Source organism: Enterococcus sp. C50 (genome assembly GCF_040887505.1).
GTDB lineage: Bacteria > Bacillota > Bacilli > Lactobacillales > Enterococcaceae > Enterococcus_B > Enterococcus_B thailandicus.
Window position 1 is genome coordinate 78656 of the sequence record NZ_JBFOFW010000006.1, and the last position, 25865, is coordinate 104520.

Here is a 25865-nt window from a genome sequence, read left to right on the forward strand (position 1 = left end):
CATGTGGTTGCTATTATCTTCTCTCACTTCTCTTTTAAATACTATCCTCGCTAGCTTTTATCCTTTGATTTTAGCGGATATTATTCTTTTTTACTAGTGGCTCAAACGAGTTGGCTATAGTATTTGAGTAAGAATACTCAATTTGCGTAGCTGGATTTATTTAGGTATTGCTTCGTTATCTACTTTGATTCAAGGTACAGATCAGCGCAGCAAGAAAATAAAAAAAATCCTAGAAACTTTATAACGAAGCATCTAGAATCTTTTTTATTTTTATTTCTGATTTCCTTCTTCTGTTACAAAATATTGTCGATGATAAACAATAAATCCTAAACTTAACAAAACAATAATTGCTGCAAAATAAAACGAATATTTTTCATCAAAGATTTCTCCTATTTTCCCCGCAATGAATGGTGCCAAAGCTCCCCCAAAAAAGCGGACAAAACTATAACTAGAAGAAGCCACATTTCTCTCCAAACCTGGAATTTCCATCGCAATAGTTGTTAACAATGTATTGATGATTCCTTGGAAAAATCCTGCTAACACAATACTGATTGGTACAAGTATCGGAATTGATGTTCCCAAACCAAGTAGGATCAAACAAAATGTAAAGAAAACAAAAGCAGTCATGATTGTACGGTACGTTGTATACTTTCTTTCTAAAAATGGTGCTACAAAAATGGAAGAAATTGCCAACAACACACCCCAACCAAAAAAGACAAATCCCACTTGCATCTCAGTATAACCAGTTAACAGAAAGGGCGCATATGCCAGCAAAGTAAAAAAGCCAAAATTGTATAGTAATGCAATTAAACCAACTGAACGTAATTTATGATTAGCTAAAGCTTTCACTCCTTCTAAAAATTGAACCTTACGTTTCGGTTTTTCAATTTCAGGCAATAAAATAGCCAATGCAACAAAAGCACACAACATTAAAAAGGCGACACCAAAGAATGGGTATCTCCATGATCCACTTCCTAGTACGCCACCTAACAACGGACCAATTGCCATTCCACAGCCAATTGCAGCTTCATACATCATGATTGCTTTCTCTGTGTTTCCTACCAAAATACTAACAATTGTTGCTAACGCTGTTGAAACAAACAGTGCATTACCGATCCCCCAACCAGCACGCAAGCCAATCAATAAACCAATATTATTTGATAATCCACCTAGTCCGGAAAATAACACAATAATCAACAAGCCCATCATCAATGTTTTTTTCAAACCAATTCTGCTAGATAAAAATCCCGTAAATAACATGACTACACCTGTTACTAACATATAACTCGTAAATAAAAGCGTGGTTTCTGCAGGCGTCGCATTTAATTGTAAAGCAATTGTTTTTAAAATGGGATCAACTAATCCTACTCCCATAAAAGCAATCATACAGGTTGCAGCCACAACCAATGCTGAATTTTTCTCGGAAGTTTGTTCTTCCAGTTCAATTTTATTCTCCAAATTTATCATTCCCCTCTACCTAGCATCATACATGACTCAAATTACATGTCAATATGCACATGTAATTTGAGTATATTTTTTATGATATAATAAAAAAAAACGGAGAAAGGAGTATTACTCAGTGAATACTTTATCTTATATTCTATTGTGTGTTCTTTTAACAAAGCCACGATCTGGCTATGAGTTAAAACAATTGATTAATATTTTCTGGGAGGCACACCATAGTCAAATTTACACAACTTTAGCGAAACTCGAGCAACAAGATTACTTGTCTATCTTAGATAACGAGCAACATTCACAGAAAAAAATTTATGAGCTAACGAATGAAGGACGTTTACTCGTTGAAGAATGGATTAAGGAAGAGACACCCTCACCAACACAAAAAGACGAATTTTTAGCAAAAATCTATGCCTTTTCTACATTAGATAAAAACACAGCAAATGGTTTGCTATTTACACGTGAACAACAATTGAATAAAATACTTCAAAAAAACCAAGCCAAATTAGATGGCCTTACCTCAACGAAAAAAGAAGACTTTGGACGCTATGTCGTCATCAAACGAAAAGTTCTTCTTTGCCAACAAGAAATTTTATGGTGCCAACAGGTAAGAGATCAAATGCAAGCTTTCTTTGAATAAAAATAGAGTGTGTCACCTGTTGAGATGACACACTCTATTTTTATTTTGTTTGGATGATGTTCAATACTTTTCGAGAAAAAGGTCCTACGAAAAGGAGTTGTAAAGGTAAAGCTACAATGACATTCATTTTCCAAGCGTTCAGATACGCCGGTAATAAATTATCCGAGATTCCTTGTTCCATTATTACACCAAAAAGTGACATACAAGTAACCATGCCAGTGACCATTAAACAAGAAATTGTTAAGATAATAGGTACTTTTTTTTCTGGATTCAGTGGCAGTTTAAATACAATTTTTTTTGCTAAAACACCGATGACAAAAACATCTAATATGAAGGCAACAATAAATCCTGGAAGTAGCCCTATCATAAATTTTGTCAAGTAAAGCTCCTGATGTAACCATAAATTATAGATGCTCATTCCAAAAACCATTGAAAAGCACATCATCGTAGTAAAAATAATTCCTTCTTTTTTATTTGTAGGCACTCAAATCATTCCTTTCATTTTGTCACGAGGATTATCGTAGCACAGACAAAAAATTCTCGTAAGCATTTATTTTATTTATCATAAAATAAATAAATCTTGACTTGAGTACTTAAAAAATGAGAATTTATTTGAAAGTAGTTAGTTTGTCAGCAGCTAAGCGAACAGACTCATACCCTTCTTCTACTGCTTTTCCGATGGATAAAATGATTACTGGTACGTATCTTTCTTGCTCCAAATCAAAAGCTTCTGCTAGTTGGTCTGCTTCAAATCCACCAATTGGATTCGTTTCGTACCCGTGTTCACGTGCGACCAACATGAATTGCATTGCAGCAAGACTAGAATCAACTTTGACTATATCGTTCATTTCTGACTTAGAAAATGATTTGTAGTAAGGAATGATTGCTGCCAATTGATGATCACGAACTTCTTTTGGCATCTTGCCAGCTTCATATGCTTGATTGTAGATTTCTTCACCATATTCATAACATTCTAGATCACCAAAAATCATCACCATAGCTGAAGATGTATCATTTTGTTTTGTATTGAAACGAATCAGTGGACGCAATTTTTCTTTTGCTTCGTCACTTTCTGCAATAACAAAACGCCATGGTTGCATGTTCACTGAAGAAGGAGCTGTTGTTGCTTTCTGAATCATGGTTAACATTTCTTCATGGGGGATTTTATAAGTTTCATCGTACACTCGGACGGATTTTCTGCCATACATAATTGTTGAAAAATCTTTTGCTTTTTCCATTTTATTCCACTTCTTTCGTTTTGATTGCTGATAATTGCGTATTTAATTTATTAAGCAACACTAATAGCTGTGACATTTCTTCTGGTTCAAATGCCGGCGATAAAATGCTAGCCATATCCGTGTGCTCTCTTTCGCAGTTTGAAAGTTTCTCTTCTGCTTTAGCGGTGAGGGTAACAACTACCTCACGATTATTTAAAGGATTTCGTTGTCGTGTAACGTAACCCTTTGTTTCTAATAATTTCAGGTGCCTAGTTACCGCTCCTTGATCGATTTGTAAGAATGATTGTAGCGTATTTTGTGAACAAGGATTCTTTTCTCTTAAAAGCGTTAATAATTCATAACGCGTCAAACTCAATCCAATATTCTCTTCAAAAATTTGAATAATCTTTTGATCTGCTACTTTAATTTGATATAAAACATGACTAATTTCTTCTAAAGACATCTGTTCCTCCTCACACTAACCATTGACTTGTCAATCGTTGACTCGTCAATAATAAAGCGATTTGTTGAGAAACGCAAGAATTTTTGCTTGTTAAATAATTTTTTTATTGGCGATTCAAGATGTAACCACTAATATTTTTTAATAATGTATATGAACAAGTTAATAACTTAGTGATATTTTTGACAAGAGGGTATTAGCTTACTGCACAAAAAAACTAGCCAACAACGTAAGAAAGTTAGTTAGCTAGTTCGTTAATTAAATTAATTTCTCACCCAAAGCGATCAAAAAATCACTCACTTCTGAGAATTTTTATTTTAAATTCGTAAAGTCAGCCATCTTGCATCCTCCGTTTATATTTTTAAACCATTAAACTGCCAAAAGAGTAAGATTGTGAAATTGTTTATTCTTTATTTATTAAAAAATGCAGTAAAGTAAAAATAATTAGGATTGAGAATCTAGCTGAATTGATTGAAAGTTTCTTTCTGATAAAATAGTAACACTTCTATCCTTATTTAATTTATACTCTATATAATTTTTTGATCCTTCAGTTAAGTTATAGTTGTATGCTTCAACAAACTCCTTTAATATTTTTCTTGAATCTCTTATTCCAATAATTTTTCGTTTTACATCTTTCATATTTATTCGCTTAACAAAATTTTCTAAAGCAAATTTTTTAATTATATACATATTAAAAAAAGCGTTAAACACTCCCGCAGTACTTCTTACCTGTGTTTGATAAATGAATTCCTCAAACTCTCCTAAACAGTTAGTCAATTCTATGTAATTATAAAATTTAAATTTCCCTTCTTTAATATTATTTAGTGACTTATGTGAATTATTAAGATAACCTTCTGCTGCAGAACACAAGTCTCCCAATGAAACATAATTATACTGCTTTATTAATTGTTCAAGTCTAATGTAGTCAACTAATCCATCCTCCTTATATTTATGTACGTAATCTTCAATTGTCCATTTATGTGAAGCATTATTTAAGTCAATAATATCATCAATATTCTTTGATGAACTCATGTAGTAAGGTAAAGGAATATTATATTTTTGAGCAATCATATACCTATGCTGCCCATCAATAATTTCCATGTTACTTGTTACTGCAATAGGCCTTAGTATCCCCTTTTCTTTTATTGATTTCTCTAATTTAGCATTACACGAAATTTTTCTATTACCTTTAATTAATTTGAACTGGTCATATTCACTTGCTAAATAAATTTCTCCATAAACCTTGTTCATTTTTGTCACCTCGTATTCAGTAAAATAGTATTTCTTTTCGACTTAATAACTGGGTTTTCTTTCTTGTTAAGTTCATACATAATTACCATCTCTGGTGTTTTCTCTAATTTATAATTATAAGCCTCTAAAAAAATCTCAGTCACAATATTCACATTCACATTTTCATTAATAATCTTTACTTTAGTATAGATATGTTTGACCAAGTGTTCAAAATTAAAAATTTTTACCGTATATAAATTTAAAAATGCAAAGAAAGTGGTTTGCCCAACTTTAATTCCTGTTTTACTTAAAAACAAATAATAATCTGTTAAAAATAAGCAAAAGACCTCATAATTATAAAACTGAAAATTACCCTCTCTAATACTATTATGTGACCTTGTATTTAAGGTAAGATATCCTTCCGCAGCAGCTATTAAAGAAGATATAGGTATTTTGTCATACTGGACTATTAGATCCATTAATTTTTGATATTCACTATTTTCATCTGTTACATATTTATTGATATAGTCTTCAACTGTCCAAGATCTAGTAATTGAATTCAGCTCAATAACTTCCTGGATGTCTCCCCCGTCAATAAAACGATACAGGATTTCCTTACCCAGTTTTTTAGCTATTTCAAAACGATTTTGACCATCCAGAATTTCAAATTTTTCATTAATTTCAATCGGTACAAGAATTCCAATTTTTGCAATTGATTTCTCTAAACTAATATTTTTCTTTACTCTACGATTACCTATTAATTTTTTAAATTGACTATAATCATTTGTTATATAAATCTTCCCCACTAGTTCCACTACTTATCCTCCATTCCACCTAAAAGTTTCAAGCTATCAAAAAACATTTCACTTGTGGATATTTGCACCAATAAACCATAGATTATATCCATCAACAACAACTACTAAGTTCATGTCATTTAGTCCTCCTATATTTTTTTATTTTCTTTAGTGTAAAATAAAAGAAAACGTTTCATTAATTATGTTGCATATCTGCACATTTTCTAAGGAGGAACTTTAAATGAAATGGAACTACGGCGAAATTTACAAATCGATACGTAAAGGAAAAGGACTCGTTCAAACAGATGTTTGTCACCCACAACTGAATCGCGGGACACTAACACGGATTGAAAATTATAACCAAAATACAAGTTTTGAAACAATGCAACATCTCCTCAATCAAATAAATGTATCTTTGGAAGAGTTTGAATATATTTGTAATGAATTTCAACCAGATGCTAGAGAAAAAATAATTACTGATTACTATTCATTAGTTTCTAATGCTGAAATAGAAAAAATAAATTGTTTGAAAACAGACTGTTCGAACTATTTAAAAAAATATGAAGATAATAAAATTAGAGAAATTTATACTATTTTGACCTCGCTAATAGAATTAAATTCAGATACTTCTAAGCACATTTCAAAATCAACCAAGCAATTAGTTGATAAAGTATGGGAACGATTAGAAAAAATTGATACTTGGACCTATGATGATATCAGGATGATAAATTCTATTTTCTATTCTTTAGACTTTGATACAATCATTCATCTAATACCAAAACTTATAACTTCTTTACATAAATATACTAATTATAAAAACGTGAACATTTTACATACAAGTTTATTACTTAATTTATCTTTTACATATATGCAAAAAAAATTATTCAAGAATAGCATGATTTATTTAAACCAAGCAGAATCTTTAGCTAAAAAATTAAACAGGGTAGATTTTATTGCAGTAGCCATGGTAAGAATAGGAATTTGCACAAAAAATCGAAAGAATATAGATGATGGTTTAACATTGCTCCGCATAGTAGCAAACAATCGTTTATCAGAATCATTACAAGACGAGATTCATGATTTTTATCCTGATTATTGATTTTTAATACGTTCATTTTTTATAATTTAAAAGATACTTTTCTTCTACGCATCTTTTTCACCCTCCCCTGAAATTATCGACCAGAAATCAGAAAATTTCTCTATATACTTAAGGTATCAAGTAAATAATTACAGGAGGAAACAAGATGAAATGGTATAAACTTTCAACTGAACAAGTGAAGCAAAAAACACGTGCTGAAACAGCTGGACTGACACAACAGGAACGTCAAGCTCGTTTAGAAACTGATGGATTAAATAAAATTGAAAAGCAAGAACAATTGAAGCCATGGCAAAAGTTTGCGAAACATTTTACGGATTTATTGATGATTGTCTTGATGATTGCCGCATTACTCAAGTTTTTCACCGGAGATATCATTGGCGGGAGTATTATTTTGTTAGTAGTCGTTATCAATGGGTTGATTAGTTACTGGCAAGAAAGAAAAGCTGAAGACTCTTTAGATGGGCTCAGAAATATGATGGGACAAGAATCAGTCGTCCTTAGTGCTGGTATTCAAGAAACGATTGATGCGGAACAACTCGTCCGAGGAGATATTGTTATCCTAAAGTCAGGAGATGTTGTCCCGGCAGATCTACGTTTGATTGACACACACGATTTAACCATTGAAGAAGCTATTTTGACCGGGGAATCTTTAGCCGTTGAAAAGCAAAGTGCCACGATTGAAGAAACATCACCAACAGGAGATCAAGTGAATATGGCATTTTCTGGCACATTAGTTCAAACAGGCTCTGCCCAAGGTATCGTTGTCGAAATTGGAAATCAAACTGAGATTGGGAAAATCAACAAGGCACTTCAGTCTGTACAAGTGCAGACAACCCCTCTTATTAAAAAAATGCACCAATTAAATAAATACATTTTTCAAGGCATTTTGGCCCTGATCGTATTCTTACTTTTCTTCTCTAGTTTAAGATACGGACTGGAATTGAATCTGATGTTCTCTGCTTCAGTTGCACTGATTGTCTCAATGATTCCAGAAGGATTACCCGCTGTCTTAACAATGATCCTTTCAATGGGCGTCAAAGAAATGGCAAAAGAAAATGCTATCATCAAAGGCATGCCAACAATTGAAACACTAGGTTCGATGACCGTCATTTGCTCCGATAAAACAGGAACATTGACCAAAAACGAAATGACCGTGATGGACGTCTTAACTGATGAACCACAAATGATGAAAGAGATCATGAACAACTGTCAAGAATTAAAGACTAAAGACGATCAACCAATCGAGCAATTAAAAGGGAACCCAACAGAATTAGCCTTACTAAACTACGTCAAAAATGATGAGTTAACTTTAAAACCAGTTCTAGGCAAGATTCCTTTTAGCTCAAGTTACAAATACATGGCCACTGCACATTCTATCGACAAGCAATTTCTTGTTTTTATCAAAGGCGCACCAGAAGTTTTGATGAAAAAATCACAATTAACTGAACAAGAAAAATTAAATTGGGAAAAACAATCTACACAATTAGCAGAAAAAGGCCAACGAGTTCTTGGTTTCGCCTACAAGACCTTCACAGAGCCTACAGAATTAACCCATGAGCTTTTAACCAATCTGAACTTCGTTGGTTTATCTGGTATCATTGATCCTCCAAAAGAGAGTGCGATCCAAGCCGTCAAAGAAGCTCAGCAAGCTGGAATTTCAGTCAAAATGATCACAGGAGATCACAAAGAAACAGCTAAAGCCATTGGCATTCAAATTGGATTGAAGCACACAGAAAATGTGTTAGAAGGTGTCGACATCGATTTGTTATCAGATGAAGAACTTGCTAAACAAGTCCAAAAAGTTGATGTTTTTGCTCGAACAACGCCTGAACATAAGTTACGAATCGTCACAACTTTACAAAAAAATGACGAAATTGTTGGGATGACTGGTGATGGTGTCAATGATGCGCCAGCACTAAAGAAAGCAGATGTTGGAATCGCTATGGGAATCAAAGGTAGTGAGGTCAGCAAACAAGCCGCAGACATGGTTTTAGCTGATGATGACTTCCATACGATTGCTAAAGCAGTCAAAGAAGGACGCAGACTCTTTGATAATTTGCAAAAAACAATCAATTTCTTCTTACCCACCGCATTAGCACAAGGGCTAATCGTGATTGTTGCTTTATTGTTGAACCGTCCACTTCCCCTAACTACTGTTCAAATTTTGTGGGTCAATATGGCTACGACCATTACACTTTCCTACGCTTTAGGATTTGAAAAAGCAAGTCCAAACGTGATGAAGCGCCCTCCTAGAGAAACAAATGCTGGCATCTTGTCACTGTATAATGGCTTTCGGATATTCTACGTATCCTTGTTAATCATGGTGCCTGCCTACCTCTTATCCATTCAGTTCGATGGCGCTGCATTACAACAAACTGTCTTGTTACAAAGCATCGTTTTAGGTCAAGCAGTCTACATGATTAATTGTCGCGAATTACTTGATCCTTCACTCAACCAAGGCATCTGGAAAAACAAAGCCCTGTTTATTTCACTAGGCATCTTGTTCATCCTTCAAGCAATCGTGATTTTCTTACCAGCTGCTCAACAATTGATTGGCACAACTAGCTTATCCCTTAACCAACAATTATTGATTTTTGGCAACGCATTGGCTCTGTTTTTCATCGTTGAGCTTGAGAAAAAAATCAGTAAAAATTTTTTAAGCAAAAAAAAAGCACCTAACCATGAGTCTGTCTCCTAAGAGAAGACCTGGCTAGATGTAAGAATGATTCGTGAGTTCAGTCAACCGACTGAGCTCATTTTTTGTAGGTATCAATGAAAGATAAAAAACCGGTAACGGAGAACTATCAATTGGGATATTTGAAACAATCAAATCACCGGCTTGATACGTGAGCTCATTTAATTGAGTCAATTCAATTGGTTCAATGCGAATCCGTTTGCCTAAATAATCAGACAACTCTTGTTGTAAAAATAATTTCCAAGCAGGTTCACTTTGAAAAATAAGATAAATAGTTATGGTGTGTGTTTTGATTGAGAAAATTGCTTGCTGGCACAACAAAAGAAAAATATTCACAAAATATGCTTGCTCTTTAATCGATGCGACTTTCAATAATTCTTGAAATAGTTCTTCCCCTATCATTTGGACGATGGGATATGCTTCATTTTGTTGAATCAACAGTTCTTGATACTCTAATTGAAACTGCTCTGAAAGACTGGGTGACTCAGCATATTTCAATAATAGGATCAATAAATTACACTTCAAGTGTGTCTCGTGTAATTTGGGAAGATTGAGTTTTTCAGCCAATTTTTGAACCGTTTCTTGTGCTTTCTCAAGTAAGTTAGGATAGTCAGTATTTAAAACAGTCTTCACTTCTTCACCAAATTCATTGTTATAATTCCAGCTTTCAAAAAAACAGAAGAAAGCAAAAAACAGTTCTGATTCTTCAAGATAAATGCCTTCTTTTTTATACAACTTTTTTAATGATGGGACATATAAACATAACAGTGGATCCTTCTGATTAAATGAAAATTGGTTGATCTGGCAACCCGCCTTGATTCTGATCGTATTGATAAAGAACCAGCAAATGCCAAATATCTGTTCTGTTTCAACTTTCAGTTTAGTTGAGATATCTTTCGCTAAAAAGTATTGATAATGATCTTCGTGAATAAAATAGTCTTCAAAAAAATAATTATTATGGGTAAATGGCAAAAGTAATCTATGATAAAAAATCCGAATTGAGCTTTCTTCTCCAACTAGCTGTGCTGTTCCGCCTTTTAAACGAATGCGAATATGATAATTTTTTAGTTTCTGATTGACCTTTGTGGTGTGGCGTTTGAGTGTTTCCATTGAGATTCCTGTGTTATACAAAAAATCGGATAAATTTAATTCCTTTGTAAAGAGTAGCTCCTTGACTAATTGAAGAGTAATCGAGTGTGGCAAGAAGACTTCCCAAATATCATTTGTTGCAACTGTAATTTCACTAATCAATTTGATGCCATTATTGTCTGTAGCTATTTCCCAACCAGAAGGTAAATAACTACGAACGGAATTCAAATCTGAAAAAACGGTTCGTTCCGTCGTTTCGATTTTTTCGGCTAACTCTTTGACTGTAACTTGTGAATTATTAAGAAGTTGTTCCAACAATAACACCTGTCGATATAAATCTTTTTCTGTTATAAATTGTTTCACTAATGAGTACATACGGAGCCCCCTTTCCAAAAAATAATCAGCTCGTAAAAATTGGTGTGACAAATTTTTTATGTGTAAACCAACTGAAAAATAGTTATTTCATCTTTTTGATCTATATCCATACTTTAATTAAATGATTGAATTTTGATTCGATATTCCCTGATTTGTAGCAGTTTCATGGTTTCCGACATCGTTTTCATTACTTTACTAAGTATAATTTTAAATAAATAAAATGGAAAGACTTAACTTGGTAAGGGATAAACTAAATTTGAATTTTGGTAGTTAATTAGTACTTACTTTCCAGAATAACTTTCATTACAAGCAACATTCATAAAAAATAATCCTTCCAAAAACCTGGAAAGTGCCTTGAAAAAATAGAATGGAATGGTACTCGATTGCCTTAAAAGTCTCTGTCCCATACTATATTCGTAAGCGAATGAGTTCGCAACGACTCTAGCAGTTAAAGACGGGTTCTATTAAAATCCATGAGATGATATACTATTTATATTTAATACGTACGATAATTAAGCATAAAACGTTTTTAATGATAATAATGAATTTAGGGGTGATCATTTGGCTATATATATCTTAGAAGACAATATTGTTCAGGGTATCTATTTAAAGCAAATTCTTGAAAAAAAGATACTTGATCCTCATGAACAAATTCATCTTCATTCAGACATCGAAAGCATATATGAAAAAATATATTTAAACAGTGAAATGAACCTGTATTTCATTGACATTGATCTACACAAAGAAATCGAAGGCGGTTTTAATGGGGCGAAAAAAATTAGAGAAATTGATAAAGATGGGCTAATCGTTTTTGTTTCAAGTCACTATGAACTTGCCTTGAAATCATACAAATATCTCGTAAATGCTTATACATTCATCAATAAAAATGATGATTTAGAGACATTTACAACTGAGATTGCTAACTGTGTTTCAGCATATAATAACTCAAAAGCATTAACTAATACCTCTGATTTCATCTCAATAGAAACCAAATCAAATATATTTAGACTCGATCCTTCTCTTATATGCTATTTTGAAAGTATCGGAATGCACAAAATTGCTATCTACGGTATATCTTTCTATAAGGAGTTTTATGGTTCGTTAAGTGAGATATTACCGTTACATCAAAGTTTTAAAAGAGTACATCATTCTTATATTGTTAACATAAATAATATTACTGATATCGATCGTAAAAATAAACTTATTAAAACCAAAAGTAGGAACCAAATTCCTATTTCTAGAAAATATTATAAAGAGATCACACAGTTAATACTGTGATGTTAGGAGTGTTTAATGGTCAAATAGGACGATCATCTTAAAATGGGGAAAATTTGGGTTATTATATTTTTTATATGGAGGGATTAAGTTTTAATGGTAAACTACATCGCACAAAAAATTTTCCTTATTTCAGTAGATGATAACGACGAAAGATCAATTTACACTCGATATTATATTGAATGCTATTTAGTAGGGTTACAGAAGCTTTGCGAAATAATCATATTGGCTGCTTTATTTAAGACTTTCAAAGAAACCATTATTGTAGGCTTTTTAATGACAGTAACGCGCAAATATTCAAAAGGTTGGCATTCAAAATCTAAACTGGGTTGCTCCGTTTTAAATGCACTTTTTTATGTAGTTATTCCCTATTTTATTGGAAAAATGAATTTCCAAATTTCTTATTTTGCTTTAGCAATAATAGGGATTGTAGTCTTAGTGCTAACTGCTATTTATGCCCCACAGTTTAACGCTGCAGAAATGAAAACTACAAAAGAAAAAAATTTGAATACAAAAGTTAAAGCGATCAGTGTAAATTTAGGCATTTTCATCATTTCCATCTTTTGTCCTAATGAAATTCAAAATCTTCTTGTTTACACATTAGTATTACAATCGTTAATGATTTATCCTCCATTAAAAAAATTTATTACAGGAGATGCTTACAAATGAAAAGTTTAAAATCTTACTTCAAAGAAAAAATTGAAAAGAAAGTGGATGCAGCTGTGTTAGCTGAAAAGGGAGCGATTGATGTTACTGCTATTACATCACCTAAATTTATGGGGCAATGGTTTTATGAAGTAGAAAAACCTAAAATAAAAAAATGATTATTTTCTACTTAATTGGGGCATTTTTATCCAGTTACTTTGTTACCTCTTTATACTTTTTTCTGTTAGGAAGTTCTCAAACTAAATTTAAACATAAGGCAATTTCAGCTATACTGATCTTTATTTTTCTTTTTGTAATTGGCTCCTCCTCTTTCCCTCAATTTCAGTATATTTTTGTTATTGCAATTTTAGTTCTGATTGGTTTTTATTTAAAAAAACAGGAAAAGAAAACTTTAGTCATATTTTTAAGTATATTTACTGTATTGATTTCGGCCTTTTTGAATTTTACCGAACAATCTATCAACACAATCATCTTTAGGAATTATTCAAAAGAAGAACTAATAGTCTCTGTTTTAAACATCATTTTTCTTACTTTTAATATATTTATAATCAGGGTAGCAAAGCCAGACAAAGTCGCTTCAATGCGAGATTATTTACGACCCAATAAGTATCTTATCCCAATGATACTTATAAATATATTCTTGCTCGTATTGTTTTCTGAATTGACAACAAGTTATGCTCCAATAGAATTTATCCAAGATTTATTTTTGAATGACAAGGGACTAATGTACTTGTTCTTTTCACTTGGATTATTTACACTTTTGGTACTTATCCAATTTGGAAAACATCACACAGAGAACGAACAGAATATCTTACTTTTGAGAAATCTAAGTGACTACAATAACGAGATTGAGCGTTTAAATGATGATTTAGCAATGTTTCGGCATGATTATTTAAATATACTCCACACACTTAGAATAGCTATTGCTAATGAGGATCTGGCGCAAATTAAGGATACTTATGAGCATGTGCTGGCACCTACAGAAAAGTTCCTTTTAAATATAAGTAAACAAAATACAGCTCTTTCAAAAATTAAAAATATTGAAATAAAAAGCTTAGTTAGTTATAAATATGAGTATGCAAAAAGAAGGAACCTATCCGTTTTTCTCTCAATCAATCAGCCAATATTTTTTGATCAAACAGTTGACTTAGTCATGTTAGTACGTATTTTATCTATTCTATTAGATAATGCGATTGAAAATACGATCCCTACTGAAGATAAATCACTTTGGATATCTATCAACAAAGATATCAATAGCACTAATTTTATTATTGAAAACTCTTTTGAAGGAACCTTCCCTGAAATGAACAAAAAAAAAGAACGATATACCACAAAAAGCGATAAAAACAATCATGGACTAGGACTACTTTATGTAAATCAAATAACTAAAGAAAACGATAACTACGATTTAGAAACAACCATTGAAAACCAAATTTTCTCTCAAAAATTAACCATAAAAATATAAAAAAAGAGATTGTGAATGCACCGCCCCAAAAAGTTAGACTAAAACCTAACTTTTTTGAAGGATGCAGAATATTCACAGCCTCTTTTTTATATTCTATTTACTAAACCATTCATAGCATACATTACCATTGAGATAACCAATATGATTAAAAATCCTTTTCTATCTTTCGAAAGAATGTAATAAATAATACTATTTAAAAGTAAAACGATTGCTGGGGTAGTCAATAAAACTAGTGAGTTAGTAACGTCAATAAACATTGAAACAAATAAAAATATCACTCCAACAATACTCATCGAAAGCGTCACTGAAGGAAAGATTTTAGTTAGATTCTCTTTTGAAGTGTTAAAAAGTTTAAGTCCCATAAAATAAATTCCAGTTTGAAAAAAAAGTAAAACAAAACCAAACAAAAAGATTGCAATTCCACAAATTATTAGCAATTTACTAGCAGGTATTCCCGTTTCGTGAACAGCTATATCAAATACAGGTTTGAATATCGGTTTCGTAATTAGCTCTATTAACATCAACATCAATACAATTGAGTAGAAAACTGACATAATCACTTTAAAAAATATATTGTCTTTCATTGATTTACTATTCCTTCTTTCGTTAGCTCAATTTTTTTGTATGAATTTATATTATCAAAGTTATGAGATACTATAATTACTGGACATTTTTTAGTTTTTAGTTGCTCAAGTATAACTTTCTTAGATTGTGGATCAATTCCAGATAATGTTTCATCAAGTACGATCAATCCCCACTCTTTGGCTGCATATAGTAGTGATAAACCAACCTTTAATTTCATTCCTAAAGAAGCTAAAGCATACTCAGTATCAAGCTGTTCTTTACTATATAAAGTTTCTGAAAGCAATTCAAGAATTTCATCTGTGCATCGCTCCCCATATAACCAGTAAAGCAATTTAATATTATCTCTGATTGACATATCAGACATTCCTATTCCTACCGCTTCTAAATATAAGGAAGATAATCCTGACTCGTTTTTTATTTCTCCTGAATCTGGGGATTCTATCCCTGTTAATAAATTCATTAACGTAGTTTTTCCTACTCCGTTTTTTCCGTATAGCACGTAAATTTCATCCTTTAAAGTATAATTCAGCTCATTGAGAATTTGATTATTTGTATATTTTTTTTTCAAGTTTTTTATTTCTATCATTAGAATACCCCTTCTACTATTGCAGCAATTAAAATAACTAATAATGAAGCTAAATATACTTTTCGAAGCTTCATAAAAGTTGGTACTAAAGTTTTCCAGCCTTTAAAAAATAATTGATAAAACATGGTTATAGACAAAAATTGAAAACAAAGAATATTTGGTATCTCCAAAAATCCATGAGGAAATAAATTTTTTAATGTTTGAATCACCCCAAAATTGATTGCAGATTGCGCAATAGGTACAGAAAGAAGGATATCGTCTTTAATAATTAATACCGGAGCAACTGGAAAAAATAAATACTGTAAGTAATTTAGTAGATTGTTGACAACAATGGCCTCAACGTATTCTATCCCTTTTACAGGAGGGGTTGAGACTAACTCTTCAGTTTGTAAAATTCCACTATATTGGTAAAACAAGAATAGAATTAGAAAAATAAAAATTGAAACCACAAAAAATAGTATTACCCGTTTCTTTATATTAATGTTTACATCTAAAGTATCTATAAGAATTCCTCCCCATCCTAAAAAATAAAGAAAGTGAAGATAATCGTAATCGGCAAAAATTCACGCAAAACTGAATTTATATGAGATCTTGTCATCAATTCTCTTTCCAAAAAGAAAAAATAATACATGGACATTAACGGTATGTAGATAGTCTCAACGATACTCGGAATAATAAACTCAATAAAATTTCGAGAGTAAAAATAATTTGCAATCAAAATAATAAAAATAGTGAACATTGACAGTTTAAAATATAGAGTTGAAACAAATCTTTTAAAAAATGAAATTTTTGCAGATTTTAGAGCTTTAATTTTTGCTAATGGTACTTCGAAATCTTCTAGCTGATTATCAATTACAATTTCGTATTGGACAAGTAACATTAAAATAAAAGTAATTGCAGGGGAAAACGAAGCACCTAATTTATTAGCGATTAATGGCGCAATCACCCCTGGCACCAGCATGAATATCTTTTGCTTCTTATCACTGAATATTACGTTGTATAACATCGTTTTTAAGACAGAACGACTAGTACTATTTTTAGATTTAGTTACTTTTTGAAAATAAAAATCGTTAGGATTCCTAAAAAACAAATAACCAATTATTGACAATAAAAGATAAAGCACATATTTAATAATAAGATTCATCTGCAAAATAGTTGTAGCTAAAAAAAAGACTAATTGAAGTGTTGTGACTGTCTTTCCTCTTCTTGACATAACTATTTCTGAAATCAACACTTGAATTGACAGAATGAATAGAAAAAATAGATCAATCGAATGAATAAAATTACCTTGAATGAAACTAGCACATACAGAAGAAGCAAAAAACAGAACGCCTACTAAAATAAAAGGATTATAATAAAGGATTAACCATAAAAGAAATCTCTTTTTTCCATGATTATTCGCTAATACTACCCTGAATTTTTTCATGTTGAAGACATCACTAGTCAAAGGCAAATTATAATTTAGTAGCAAGACGAAAACACTGAATGAAAATATGACATTAGAAAAAACGGAATCAAAAAATCCCAATAGTAGTGCTGAAATAAGGTAAACACTCGAAGCGACAAAAAATAATGATTTTGTTGACCATGGCCAATTTATTCGTTTCCGATATTGCGCTAAAAGAAGTTTTTTTGGGAAAATTAAAGGCGACTTGATAGTCGCCTTTAATACGTTTTTACCAAGCTGCTGCATATTTAGCTCCATATTTTTTAATCAATGATTTCGCTGTAGCAACAATCCCAGCTGTAATCAAGCCGCCTCCAACAACAGCAGTGACAAGAGCAATGATTGTAGCGACTGCGCTACCAGTATTAATTATGTCAATAACTTTTTTTGCTGCATAAGAAGAGATCCCAAGGTTAGCAGTTAGCATTGGTGCACCCACAAATAATCCTACGATACCTACAATTGGTAAAACTAATAATAAATTCTTTTTCATAATACTTCCTCCATGTTTTATTATTTAAAAACTGTTACTACCACCACTGAATAAATCACCTAGCTATCCATAAATAGGTGAGAAAGCAGGTTCATCATCTCCTTGAAGCTATTTTCTTATATTGATCAATTAATAAGATATTTTTAGTTTATTCGTTGAAAAGTTCCATGTTTTAGAAATTACCTAAATAACAGTTTAAAGTGCCTAATTGGTAAAGTATCCTAATTTCTAGCAATCTACAGCCGTACTAAAAAACACGATAGCCTATTAGCACGTACTAGGTGCTTTTAGACTCAATCTCATCCTTTCTCATTGGATGATCTCATGCTTAATTGTGTACTTATCCATAAACTATTATTTGTTTTCTTTAAAAAAGACTTTTTTATGAAAAACAGATCACGCTTGGCTCAACAAGACTTTACAAAATTCTAAAGATGGAAAATTTCTCAAGTTAGTTCAAAAATGTACAAAAACCGTGTAGTGAGAATTGCGCAGTTCAGTCTACGAAGATGAAAGTTTTTGGAAAGAGGCTCACTGTTCTACAATTTTCGTGAAATAACGTATCTCATTTGTTAGATCCTCAATTTTTGTTGGACGAGCAGAACTAGTTTTTCACTGATTAGACGAAAAAGATGATAATTAGAAGCAAGTTGCCTCTAACCTATAGATTCGAAGTCGTAATAAATAAAAAAAAGACACCTTCCAAAAATTGGAAAGTGTCTGAAATGTTGATATATAAGATATATTAACGTTTTGAGAATTGAGATGCTTTACGAGCTTTTTTAAGACCTGGTTCTGTATCAGAGATTTTGAAACAGTTGGAAAACCCATTAACAGCAATGGATCGAGCAACTTTTCAACAGGTATGGTTTTAATGGATTTCACCACATTTTAAGACCTTCGTACCTAAAGACGTACCAAAAAAATATGCGTGAATCAGAATAAGACTATTTCAACAACCATACCTTCTCCATAATATTTAAATTCACTTTCTAATGCATAATATACTATACTCATTTTAACAATTTGCTCCAAAGATATTTCATTGATAAAAACAGGATTACTTCGCATGGTTATCACATCAAAAATAATGAAAAAAAAACAAATATTTAGGACACACCACTTAAATATTTGTATTTATAACTCTTGAAGGGGTCTCCTAGTGTATCTATAATCAAATTTAGTTTGTAAGTGTTCATTCTACTATATAGATAGTTATAATTCGTGAAAATAAATATTGATAATAATGATCGGATTACTTCGCCAGCAATTTCAATAACTTCATTAAATATTTCTGCATCCTGATTACCAGAAAAGTCTAAACTACTTTCGATATAGTGAGATAGATTAGCAGTAGTTTCATCTTTACCATGTATGGAGTCCGACAAGGTCCCATACATGCTCACAATTTTTTCTGTAAACTCTTCATTGATATATTTTTTATGCGCTTTTTTGTTTTTAACACCGTGAAGTTTTGCTTCTTCTCTTAATCGTGCTTCTTTAAGAACCTTTTCGATATTATTTGAAAAAGAATTTGTCTCTAAAGAACTATTATTCATTCTTATTAGCCCTCTTCCAAAAATATCTAGACCATTTCTTAAAGAAGCAATAGATGCTTTGTATCTTCCTACATAGATCAACCAAATAAAGTCTAAAAAATCACTAATTCCATTATCTAGTCCTTTAATAGCTTCTTTAGGAAGGTTTTCACTTTCTGATATGAGTTCCCTAAGCTTAAAAAGTCCAGAATGATAACTTACTAATTTATATTCTTCAAAATTTTCATCTACAAAACACTGTAACTTTCCAAAAGACTCATTTAAAATTCTTTTTAGTCTCTTATAGTCAGCACCAACTTCATCTAAATAGCTCATTTACGATTACCTTGTTTTGATTTAATCACATCATCCAATAAAGTTGCTTCTTTTTTTCTTTTCAAAATTTTTGAATCATTTACTACTTGCTCCGAATGATTTTCCAGGAAAAATAGATGCTGAGAAATTGACTTTTTTAATATTTCATTTGTATCCATAAATTCTTCATTCGCATTAAAGAATAAGTCTTTAACTATTCTAGCTGCTAAGTTGGTTCTTGATTTGTATAGATAATCTTTATAAGGATCTATTCCCAATAAGTTTTCATATATATTTATATATTCATGTAAATCCTTATTTTTTGGAAATAGCTTTTTATCAAAAATCATTTCTGTTAGAGTACCTATAAATACATATCTTTTTTCACGCATAGAGTATTTACTACTTTTCAATAAATTCGTAGAGTTTTTATTGTCCATAATTCTCTTCCTCCTTCAGCTTTAATCTTCCAACAATTTCATCCACTAAATCTTTGATTCTTTCTGAAAGTTCTGGATACCTATCATTATATACTTTATATACAACTGAAGAAGTAGCTATAGATTGTTTAGTGTAAATAACAGTTTGAAATTCTTTGACATCAGAAAAAACTTCTTCACTCATTTCTGGAAAATAGTTCTCTATTGCTTCTTTAAAAGGTCTATTTCTTCGAGCAATCCCATTTTCAGCAGTTGTTTCATTTAACATCATGTAAACGACACCCAAACACTTCAGATTCCCTTCTGAAGCAGCCACTTTTTCTGATAATAACTCTGAAAGTATTGTTATACCTATAGTAGAAAATTCATCTAATTTTGTAGGAATTAAATAGTAATCTGATATAGTTAATGATATTGAAGTTAACTCTCCCCAAGTTGGCGGACAATCAATAATGATAAAATCAAAATTCTCACTAAGTTTTTCTTTAAAAAAGAATGCTTTAAATCGGTCAGCTCCTGCTGCATTAATATCTACTATTAAACTTAAATCACCGGGTATCAATGATAAACCTTTTTGTATTCCCCATTCTTTTTCCACGTCGGGAAAGCTATATATTAAACTCTGTTCTGTTCGCTCTTTTTCTCGTGTTAATCTACTTTTTCTTTGGTTTTGATTAAATATACTCTTGATAGTTAACTCTTCTTCTCGTAATTCATTATATTTATCTACACTATTAGTATAAAACTTAAACAGGGTTTGAGTTGTATTAAACTGCGGATCAGAATCTATAACCAAAACACGATTCCCTCGATCTGCTAATTCAATAGCAATATTACATGATAAAGTCGTTTTCCCAACACCACCTTTCATATTTAATACTGATATTATTGTACTAGACATATTACCTCACACTCCATTTCTTCGTTAATAAACTCTTCTATATTTATACATATGTCACAAATCTCTGCCTCTTTCTTTTACTATATTACTAATATTTCATGTATCAAATATTAAATAAAAGGAAATAATTATACAGACTTTATTTAGTTCACATAAAAATTAAGTAACTAATCATTTTTTCTTTGTCCTATCAAGTAAATAATCTAAACTAACATCAAAATAATCAGCTATCTTAATCAATGTACTTGCTGTCCACTCAATTTTGCCTGTCTCATATTGAGAATAAGTATTTTGAGAAATATTTAACATTTCAGCCATTTGTTGCTGTGTCATATCATTATCTTCTCTTATTGAACGAATATTCTTATACTTCAATTTACTCACCTACAATCATTATAGATATCTGTAATAAAGATAACATTTTTTATCTGTAATAAAGATGAAATTAAAATATTTACCAAGAAAAATTCGAATTTTCATATTTATTCTTGTATTACCCCTATACAAAAAGACACTTTCCAAATTTAGAAAGTGCCCTGAGCTATGCTAATTTTTTATTATTAATGAGGTCAATATAAAAAATAACACAATTATAAAAATTTAATTGTTTAACAGCTTCATATCATTTTATGGAAGCTATATATCTGTCGTACGATTATTTATAATCATAAAGGCAAAATTTTTCTCCCTTGTACTCTTAACATGCCATCTTCTGTATCAATTTTTGTTATCCATTCTCTTCTTCTATAGTCTTCTAAAATTCGATTGTTTAAATCGGAGTTAATGAACTTAGGACGTTTCCTATTTAAAACAGAAATAAATTCATTTGGAAAGTTTAGCTTCTCTATATAATGTATTACTTGTTTATCATTGTATTTTTGTATATACCAAGAAAATAATTTTTGTTTTCCTTGAAATTGTTCATCAACTAACAAATCATCTAACAGCATGGTATCTATATTAAATTGTTTATCTATTATACTGTCTATATTTTCAATAGAAATATTTTTTATTTCAGCTTTCACTGTTTTGTCAAAAGTAGAATAATTTTCTACAATAAGTTGTAAATCGTTCTCTGAATATTTATTTTTTAAAATATACAATTGAAGTCCTGTAGAGAATTCTTTACCTACAATTGAAATATCTTGATCAGAAATATCAATAAGCTTTTTGCGATATATATCAGTAAGTGTTGGATTATCTATTAAGTTTAAAAGAATATTATGGTTATATATGTCTTCATTAGAAAAAATATCACAGAATACATCTATGTCTATCAACACAAAATCTATTATGTTTTCTGGATACTTCTCGATTACTTCATATAAATTTTTTTGAGTTAATTTAATTATTTTTTCTTGAATCAAATTTTTGATTTTTTCACGAGAAACACTCAAAGAGAATCCTTCTATATAAACCCTATTTAAACTTTTAAGCATTGAAATATATTGTTTCGTAACAATATTGGCGTTATTAGCTATTGCATTAAAAAATACATTTACATCTTCAATGGAATCAAGATCTTTTGTAAAACTAATCATGACATCTTCTGCATTAATTGCTTGTACAATTTCTTCCGTGATATTGTCTTCTTTTTCTTTGTAGAAATGGAGTATATTATTTCCTGTAATTTCCAAGTTTTTATTTTCTAATAAAATGTCCCATAATTCTTTATTTTCAATAATACTTATATCTTCTAAAGGTTCAGTAAAATATATTCTGTCCAATAATTTTTTTGACAAGTCTATCCCTATTTCACTCTCATTAAGTATTTTTACAATAAATCTAGAATCCTCCACTAGCTTTGTTGACCCAAAATCTAAATATGCATTTATATAGTTAGCTATTTCTTCTCTAAAAAAGTAATCATAAATTTTTTCTGGATTTGTTTTTGCTAATAAACTTATATTACTTGTTGAAAATTCTTCTTCAGTGTAATTAACACTATATATATCTAAGATATCTTGTAAATTATCTTTAGAAATAGTAAATAATCTTAGTTTCACAACTTCTTTAATTTCTTGTTCTCCAACTTTAGTACTTATTAAATTAGTATATTTTACCCCTATAGATGCAAATTTCTTCAACAAAGATATTTGTTCTGATAATGATAATTTATTTAAATACATTATCTCTCGATTTCCTATATGATTAGCTAACATATTATCTATGTTGTTGATCTTCAACCCTTCAAGCATAGTGAATGAAGACAACGCATAAACAAATTCTAACTCTTCCCTAGTGTGGGTACTTTTACTAATCACATTCTCTATAACTGTAGGCCATAAACTTAATACAACACTGATAATAACTCTAAGATCTTCATGATCAGAACTCTCTTGGTACAAAGATAATAAATAATCATTATTTTTTTCTTCTTGCATAATAGTGATTGTATTTTTTACATAGTCAGTATATTGATATGAATTAATAAGCAAATATTTTGCTAAATAAGTGTTTTTTATTTTATATGTGATAATATCCATTGCAACTAAATTTGAGATAATCAATTCTAAATTTTTAAGTTCATAAGTTAAAGCTTTAGGACTTCTATCATATATACCTCTAAGAAATTCTTTATCTTCTTTTCGTAAACTATTTTCATAAAAATATGTCAAATAATCGCTATAGTTTTCATCAATTAATCCTTCTCTTAATAGAAAAATTATTAAAGGAAAATACTGACTTGAGAATAAGTAATGAAATTTCTGATTAAAAATTTCTTTGACTTCGAAAAAATTATTTCCCACATTGTTAAGTAACAGTGATAAGTTGCTTCCCTCAATTTTCATCTGCTCCTGCATTAACCTGGTTTTCTCCTGCTCAAGCTGTTCTATTTTATTTTTATCCTCTATTTTTTTCAGTCTCTTTTTATAGTTTTCATCTGATTTGAAAGCTTCGAATGTCTCTAATAAGTTAATTTTTTCTGGATTCCATTGAAGACTATAATAATTAACTTGAGGTTTATTTACAAAGACTTCATAGTTATTTTCTTTTATTGCTTTAATAAATTCACTACGATTAGAATAATCATTTTCAGTTTTACCATTTACAGTAAAATAATATTGTGGTGATGAACTTAAGTAAATAGCATCTAATTCATTAATATTATTTAACATCTCTTTCTTGGCTGATTGAATATCTGCATTTATTTCATCAACTTTATTTTCTATTTCTCGTTTTTTTTCATCAATTAGATAACTTTTTCTATTAATTACTTTATTGATATATCCTACACCTGATTGAAATAAAGAAAAATCCTCTGGAAAAAGATTTTTATAGGTAATCATTGCTAGAAGCTTGTTATAATCTAACGTTATGCTTGATAATCTCTGTTTATATATAAGATATTCATTATTTATATTTTTTAATAAACGCATATCATCGATATATAAAGATATCTTTTTTAAAGTTTGTATATCAAAATCTTCTTTTACATTACTTTCTTCAAAAATAGATAAAAATTTATCAAAAGAATTTGATGCATCAATTACTGGTACAATCGGAATTATCATGTCAAAAAATTTTGCCCTATCCTTTGATTTGAAAGTGTCATCTTTTATTAAATAAATAAAAACTAATTTTTTACTTATGTCTTTTATACTTAACCTTTTATTTATTAAGGTATTGATTTCATGTAAACGCTCATAAATTGTGGGGTCATCAAACCTGTCTAAGTCTTCAAAAATTATAATATCTTTCTCGGAGTTTATAAAAAGATAAATCACATCATTCATAAATTTATCAAAGTAAGATTCTTCACTATCTTTAAAAATTTCAATTTCATTTCCTTTAAGCATAATTTTTTTAAATAATTTTTGATTTAATTGAGCAGAGACAAATCTAAATGTTAAGTATATTATTGAGCAGAAAAAAAAGACTGCAACAATAACATGAATTTGATCATTAATAAAATAGCGCCCTAATTTTCCAATATTTAATTGCTCAATAAAACTTTTCCAAGTAGAAAACTTGAAAGTAATAAATCCACTTAATAAAATTAAAAGTAAAACAATTGACGTAACGGATATAGTAAATCTACTGGCATTTTCTTTAGCTTTAAAAATTGTTTGAGGTATCTTTTTATATTCGATTTGATGTAATAATTGATTAATAATTTTTCCTTCTAGAATTTGTGTATCTATTTCTTTAGAACCATCAAAATGAGAAAGTGAAATATGCATGTAATTTTTTTCTGGTCTTTTTTTCTTGTATGTTTCAATTACAGAACTTTTCCCAGCACCATATGGACCAGACAAAGCAACATTAGTCATTTTATTATTTAATGCAAAATCTAATGCTTCTTCATACGAAGAGATATCTACATTATTATCTGGTAGTAATTTCTCAAATTTTAAATCCGTCATAGTACAATCTCCTTAACATTTTATGTCGTCATAAAAAAGTAAATATTTACTTCCTACTCAACTTTAATATTCTCGATATATCATCAATCTCCAACGCATCTGCGATTCTTTCAATGTGTTCTAAATAAATTTTCTGTCTTTTTCCATTTGCCAAATTGCTTAAATTTGAAGGCTCAATTCCCGACAATCTTGCGAGTTCTCTTAAAGACATTTGACGTTCTGCTAATAAATCGTTGATCAGCACTTCCACTTTTCTACCACCTTCATTTTCGTTCATTCATATTCACTCCCCGTGTTGTCTATATAAACATGGTATAGTATAATAATTTTAGATTGTTGTTCGTATAGACATGGATTTTGTAAAATAGCAGGAGGAAACCTTATGACATCGGAAAAAGAAAATAAAGAATTACTAACAAAGAAGAATCAGCCGATTAAAATCATTACTCAACAAGATATCAATGCGCTAGAAATAACACTTGAACAACTTCAATCATGGACATCAACATTAGAGATATTAAACAAATTTTTTGATTTTGAACAAGAAACAATTAATAAAAAAAAGATCATTCGAAAATACCATCCAAATGCCCAAATATTCAAAATCTTTCTCAATGACTTTCTACAACGTACTGAGAGTTTAGAAAAACAGCTTGAAAATTTAAAAAGAAGAGAAAAGGTTAGAATTTAGACTTACGATATATTTTGTTCTGACCTAACTTATAAACTGAAT

At 30.4% G+C, this 25865-nt stretch carries 26 protein-coding genes; 8 read left to right on the forward strand and 18 right to left on the reverse strand.

What is annotated here, in order from left to right; genetic code table 11:
* Window positions 1-270 precede the first annotated feature (270 nt).
* Window positions 271-1467 (reverse strand): MFS transporter, encoded by a 1197-nt coding sequence (locus AB3I20_RS09155; protein ID WP_368027193.1) that lies wholly within the window; start codon window positions 1465-1467, stop codon window positions 271-273.
* Window positions 1468-1579: 112 nt separating this feature from the next.
* Here AB3I20_RS09155 and AB3I20_RS09160 point away from each other — a divergent pair, with 112 nt between their 5' ends.
* The gene (locus AB3I20_RS09160) at window positions 1580-2095 is read left to right on the forward strand and encodes a PadR family transcriptional regulator (RefSeq protein WP_368027194.1); all 516 of its coding nucleotides are present in this window, start codon (window positions 1580-1582) and stop codon (window positions 2093-2095) included.
* A gap of 40 nt (window positions 2096-2135) precedes the next feature.
* On the opposite strand, the gene AB3I20_RS09165 is transcribed toward AB3I20_RS09160, so the two are convergent.
* From AB3I20_RS09165 to AB3I20_RS09185, 5 genes are all read right to left on the reverse strand, one after another.
* Window positions 2136-2579 (reverse strand): DUF2798 domain-containing protein, encoded by a 444-nt coding sequence (locus AB3I20_RS09165; RefSeq protein WP_368027195.1) that lies wholly within the window; start codon window positions 2577-2579, stop codon window positions 2136-2138.
* A 124-nt stretch (window positions 2580-2703) separates the two neighbouring features.
* Entirely contained in the window at window positions 2704-3333 is a 630-nt protein-coding gene (locus AB3I20_RS09170) for a nitroreductase family protein (RefSeq protein ID WP_368027196.1), read from the reverse strand.
* A 1-nt stretch (window position 3334) separates the two neighbouring features.
* Window positions 3335-3775 carry a MarR family winged helix-turn-helix transcriptional regulator gene (locus AB3I20_RS09175; RefSeq protein ID WP_067484562.1) on the reverse strand — a complete coding sequence of 147 codons (441 nt, stop codon included), beginning with the start codon at window positions 3773-3775 and terminating at the stop codon, window positions 3335-3337.
* Between the two features lie 441 nt (window positions 3776-4216).
* A complete protein-coding gene (locus tag AB3I20_RS09180) occupies window positions 4217-5023 on the reverse strand; it encodes a ParB N-terminal domain-containing protein (protein WP_067484559.1) in 807 nt (268 codons plus the stop codon).
* 5 nt (window positions 5024-5028) lie between these two features.
* Window positions 5029-5817 carry a hypothetical protein gene (locus AB3I20_RS09185; RefSeq protein WP_067484556.1) on the reverse strand — a complete coding sequence of 263 codons (789 nt, stop codon included), beginning with the start codon at window positions 5815-5817 and terminating at the stop codon, window positions 5029-5031.
* Window positions 5818-6037: 220 nt separating this feature from the next.
* Between AB3I20_RS09185 and AB3I20_RS09190 the strand changes: the two genes are divergently transcribed.
* Window positions 6038-6895 (forward strand): Rgg/GadR/MutR family transcriptional regulator, encoded by an 858-nt coding sequence (locus AB3I20_RS09190; protein ID WP_067484554.1) that lies wholly within the window; start codon window positions 6038-6040, stop codon window positions 6893-6895.
* A gap of 145 nt (window positions 6896-7040) precedes the next feature.
* Entirely contained in the window at window positions 7041-9593 is a 2553-nt protein-coding gene (locus tag AB3I20_RS09195; protein WP_368027197.1) for an HAD-IC family P-type ATPase, read from the forward strand.
* A 12-nt stretch (window positions 9594-9605) separates the two neighbouring features.
* On the opposite strand, the gene AB3I20_RS09200 is transcribed toward AB3I20_RS09195, so the two are convergent.
* On the reverse strand, window positions 9606-11054 hold the full coding sequence (locus AB3I20_RS09200; RefSeq protein WP_067484550.1) for a helix-turn-helix domain-containing protein: 1449 nt from the start codon (window positions 11052-11054) through the stop codon (window positions 9606-9608).
* Between the two features lie 561 nt (window positions 11055-11615).
* Between AB3I20_RS09200 and AB3I20_RS09205 the strand changes: the two genes are divergently transcribed.
* The 4 genes from AB3I20_RS09205 (at window position 11616) to AB3I20_RS09220 (ending at window position 14460) form a co-directional block, all read left to right on the forward strand.
* On the forward strand, window positions 11616-12332 hold the full coding sequence (locus AB3I20_RS09205; protein ID WP_218657998.1) for a LytTR family DNA-binding domain-containing protein: 717 nt from the start codon (window positions 11616-11618) through the stop codon (window positions 12330-12332).
* Between the two features lie 93 nt (window positions 12333-12425).
* A complete protein-coding gene (locus AB3I20_RS09210) occupies window positions 12426-12998 on the forward strand; it encodes an accessory gene regulator B family protein (RefSeq protein WP_067484547.1) in 573 nt (190 codons plus the stop codon).
* Window positions 12995-13153, forward strand: a complete 159-nt coding sequence (locus AB3I20_RS09215) for a hypothetical protein (RefSeq protein ID WP_157495874.1) — start codon at window positions 12995-12997, stop codon at window positions 13151-13153. The genes AB3I20_RS09210 and AB3I20_RS09215 overlap by 4 nt, the downstream gene beginning before the upstream one ends.
* Window positions 13150-14460 carry a GHKL domain-containing protein gene (locus tag AB3I20_RS09220; protein WP_231885453.1) on the forward strand — a complete coding sequence of 437 codons (1311 nt, stop codon included), beginning with the start codon at window positions 13150-13152 and terminating at the stop codon, window positions 14458-14460. The genes AB3I20_RS09215 and AB3I20_RS09220 overlap by 4 nt, the downstream gene beginning before the upstream one ends.
* Before the next feature lie 86 nt (window positions 14461-14546).
* On the opposite strand, the gene AB3I20_RS09225 is transcribed toward AB3I20_RS09220, so the two are convergent.
* From AB3I20_RS09225 to AB3I20_RS09275, 11 genes are all read right to left on the reverse strand, one after another.
* Window positions 14547-15044: a hypothetical protein gene (locus AB3I20_RS09225; RefSeq protein WP_071869003.1), complete on the reverse strand. Its 498-nt coding sequence runs from the start codon at window positions 15042-15044 to the stop codon at window positions 14547-14549.
* On the reverse strand, window positions 15041-15631 hold the full coding sequence (locus AB3I20_RS09230) for an ATP-binding cassette domain-containing protein (protein ID WP_368027199.1): 591 nt from the start codon (window positions 15629-15631) through the stop codon (window positions 15041-15043). Before AB3I20_RS09230 ends, AB3I20_RS09225 begins: the two co-directional genes overlap by 4 nt.
* Window positions 15631-16080, reverse strand: coding sequence for a hypothetical protein (locus tag AB3I20_RS09235; protein WP_368027200.1), 450 nt, complete (start codon window positions 16078-16080; stop codon window positions 15631-15633). Before AB3I20_RS09235 ends, AB3I20_RS09230 begins: the two co-directional genes overlap by 1 nt.
* Window positions 16081-16151: 71 nt before the next feature.
* Complete coding sequence (locus tag AB3I20_RS09240; protein WP_368027201.1) at window positions 16152-17324, reverse strand: hypothetical protein; 1173 nt, start codon at window positions 17322-17324, stop codon at window positions 16152-16154.
* A complete protein-coding gene (locus AB3I20_RS09245; RefSeq protein WP_067484535.1) occupies window positions 17308-17571 on the reverse strand; it encodes an uberolysin/carnocyclin family circular bacteriocin in 264 nt (87 codons plus the stop codon). Before AB3I20_RS09245 ends, AB3I20_RS09240 begins: the two co-directional genes overlap by 17 nt.
* A gap of 1109 nt (window positions 17572-18680) precedes the next feature.
* Entirely contained in the window at window positions 18681-19445 is a 765-nt protein-coding gene (locus AB3I20_RS09250; RefSeq protein ID WP_271027156.1) for a hypothetical protein, read from the reverse strand.
* On the reverse strand, window positions 19442-19864 hold the full coding sequence (locus AB3I20_RS09255) for a hypothetical protein (RefSeq protein ID WP_368027202.1): 423 nt from the start codon (window positions 19862-19864) through the stop codon (window positions 19442-19444). Before AB3I20_RS09255 ends, AB3I20_RS09250 begins: the two co-directional genes overlap by 4 nt.
* Window positions 19854-20765 carry a ParA family protein gene (locus AB3I20_RS09260; RefSeq protein WP_271027154.1) on the reverse strand — a complete coding sequence of 304 codons (912 nt, stop codon included), beginning with the start codon at window positions 20763-20765 and terminating at the stop codon, window positions 19854-19856. The genes AB3I20_RS09255 and AB3I20_RS09260 overlap by 11 nt, the downstream gene beginning before the upstream one ends.
* Before the next feature lie 171 nt (window positions 20766-20936).
* Window positions 20937-21140, reverse strand: a complete 204-nt coding sequence (locus tag AB3I20_RS09265; RefSeq protein WP_271027153.1) for a helix-turn-helix domain-containing protein — start codon at window positions 21138-21140, stop codon at window positions 20937-20939.
* A 290-nt stretch (window positions 21141-21430) separates the two neighbouring features.
* Window positions 21431-25132: a hypothetical protein gene (locus AB3I20_RS09270; RefSeq protein WP_368027203.1), complete on the reverse strand. Its 3702-nt coding sequence runs from the start codon at window positions 25130-25132 to the stop codon at window positions 21431-21433.
* A gap of 46 nt (window positions 25133-25178) precedes the next feature.
* The gene (locus AB3I20_RS09275) at window positions 25179-25409 is read right to left on the reverse strand and encodes a helix-turn-helix transcriptional regulator (protein WP_271027151.1); all 231 of its coding nucleotides are present in this window, start codon (window positions 25407-25409) and stop codon (window positions 25179-25181) included.
* A gap of 105 nt (window positions 25410-25514) precedes the next feature.
* Between AB3I20_RS09275 and AB3I20_RS09280 the strand changes: the two genes are divergently transcribed.
* Window positions 25515-25823 carry a hypothetical protein gene (locus tag AB3I20_RS09280; RefSeq protein WP_368027204.1) on the forward strand — a complete coding sequence of 103 codons (309 nt, stop codon included), beginning with the start codon at window positions 25515-25517 and terminating at the stop codon, window positions 25821-25823.
* Window positions 25824-25865 lie beyond the last annotated feature (42 nt).

Coding starts and splice junctions, on each gene's coding strand:
- AB3I20_RS09255 (WP_368027202.1), bottom strand. CDS start 19,864: ATGGACAATAAAAACTCTACGAATTTATTGAAAAGTAGTAAATACTCT.
- AB3I20_RS09180 (WP_067484559.1), bottom strand. CDS start 5,023: ATGAACAAGGTTTATGGAGAAATTTATTTAGCAAGTGAATATGACCAG.
- AB3I20_RS09225 (WP_071869003.1), bottom strand. CDS start 15,044: ATGAAAGACAATATATTTTTTAAAGTGATTATGTCAGTTTTCTACTCA.
- AB3I20_RS09260 (WP_271027154.1), bottom strand. CDS start 20,765: ATGTCTAGTACAATAATATCAGTATTAAATATGAAAGGTGGTGTTGGG.
- AB3I20_RS09215 (WP_157495874.1), top strand. CDS start 12,995: ATGAAAAGTTTAAAATCTTACTTCAAAGAAAAAATTGAAAAGAAAGTG.
- AB3I20_RS09200 (WP_067484550.1), bottom strand. CDS start 11,054: ATGTACTCATTAGTGAAACAATTTATAACAGAAAAAGATTTATATCGA.
- AB3I20_RS09230 (WP_368027199.1), bottom strand. CDS start 15,631: ATGATAGAAATAAAAAACTTGAAAAAAAAATATACAAATAATCAAATT.
- AB3I20_RS09245 (WP_067484535.1), bottom strand. CDS start 17,571: ATGAAAAAGAATTTATTATTAGTTTTACCAATTGTAGGTATCGTAGGA.
- AB3I20_RS09175 (WP_067484562.1), bottom strand. CDS start 3,775: ATGTCTTTAGAAGAAATTAGTCATGTTTTATATCAAATTAAAGTAGCA.
- AB3I20_RS09195 (WP_368027197.1), top strand. CDS start 7,041: ATGAAATGGTATAAACTTTCAACTGAACAAGTGAAGCAAAAAACACGT.
- AB3I20_RS09275 (WP_271027151.1), bottom strand. CDS start 25,409: ATGAACGAAAATGAAGGTGGTAGAAAAGTGGAAGTGCTGATCAACGAT.
- AB3I20_RS09170 (WP_368027196.1), bottom strand. CDS start 3,333: ATGGAAAAAGCAAAAGATTTTTCAACAATTATGTATGGCAGAAAATCC.
- AB3I20_RS09270 (WP_368027203.1), bottom strand. CDS start 25,132: ATGACGGATTTAAAATTTGAGAAATTACTACCAGATAATAATGTAGAT.
- AB3I20_RS09155 (WP_368027193.1), bottom strand. CDS start 1,467: ATGATAAATTTGGAGAATAAAATTGAACTGGAAGAACAAACTTCCGAG.
- AB3I20_RS09240 (WP_368027201.1), bottom strand. CDS start 17,324: ATGCAGCAGCTTGGTAAAAACGTATTAAAGGCGACTATCAAGTCGCCT.
- AB3I20_RS09250 (WP_271027156.1), bottom strand. CDS start 19,445: ATGAGCTATTTAGATGAAGTTGGTGCTGACTATAAGAGACTAAAAAGA.
- AB3I20_RS09190 (WP_067484554.1), top strand. CDS start 6,038: ATGAAATGGAACTACGGCGAAATTTACAAATCGATACGTAAAGGAAAA.
- AB3I20_RS09220 (WP_231885453.1), top strand. CDS start 13,150: ATGATTATTTTCTACTTAATTGGGGCATTTTTATCCAGTTACTTTGTT.
- AB3I20_RS09210 (WP_067484547.1), top strand. CDS start 12,426: ATGGTAAACTACATCGCACAAAAAATTTTCCTTATTTCAGTAGATGAT.
- AB3I20_RS09280 (WP_368027204.1), top strand. CDS start 25,515: ATGACATCGGAAAAAGAAAATAAAGAATTACTAACAAAGAAGAATCAG.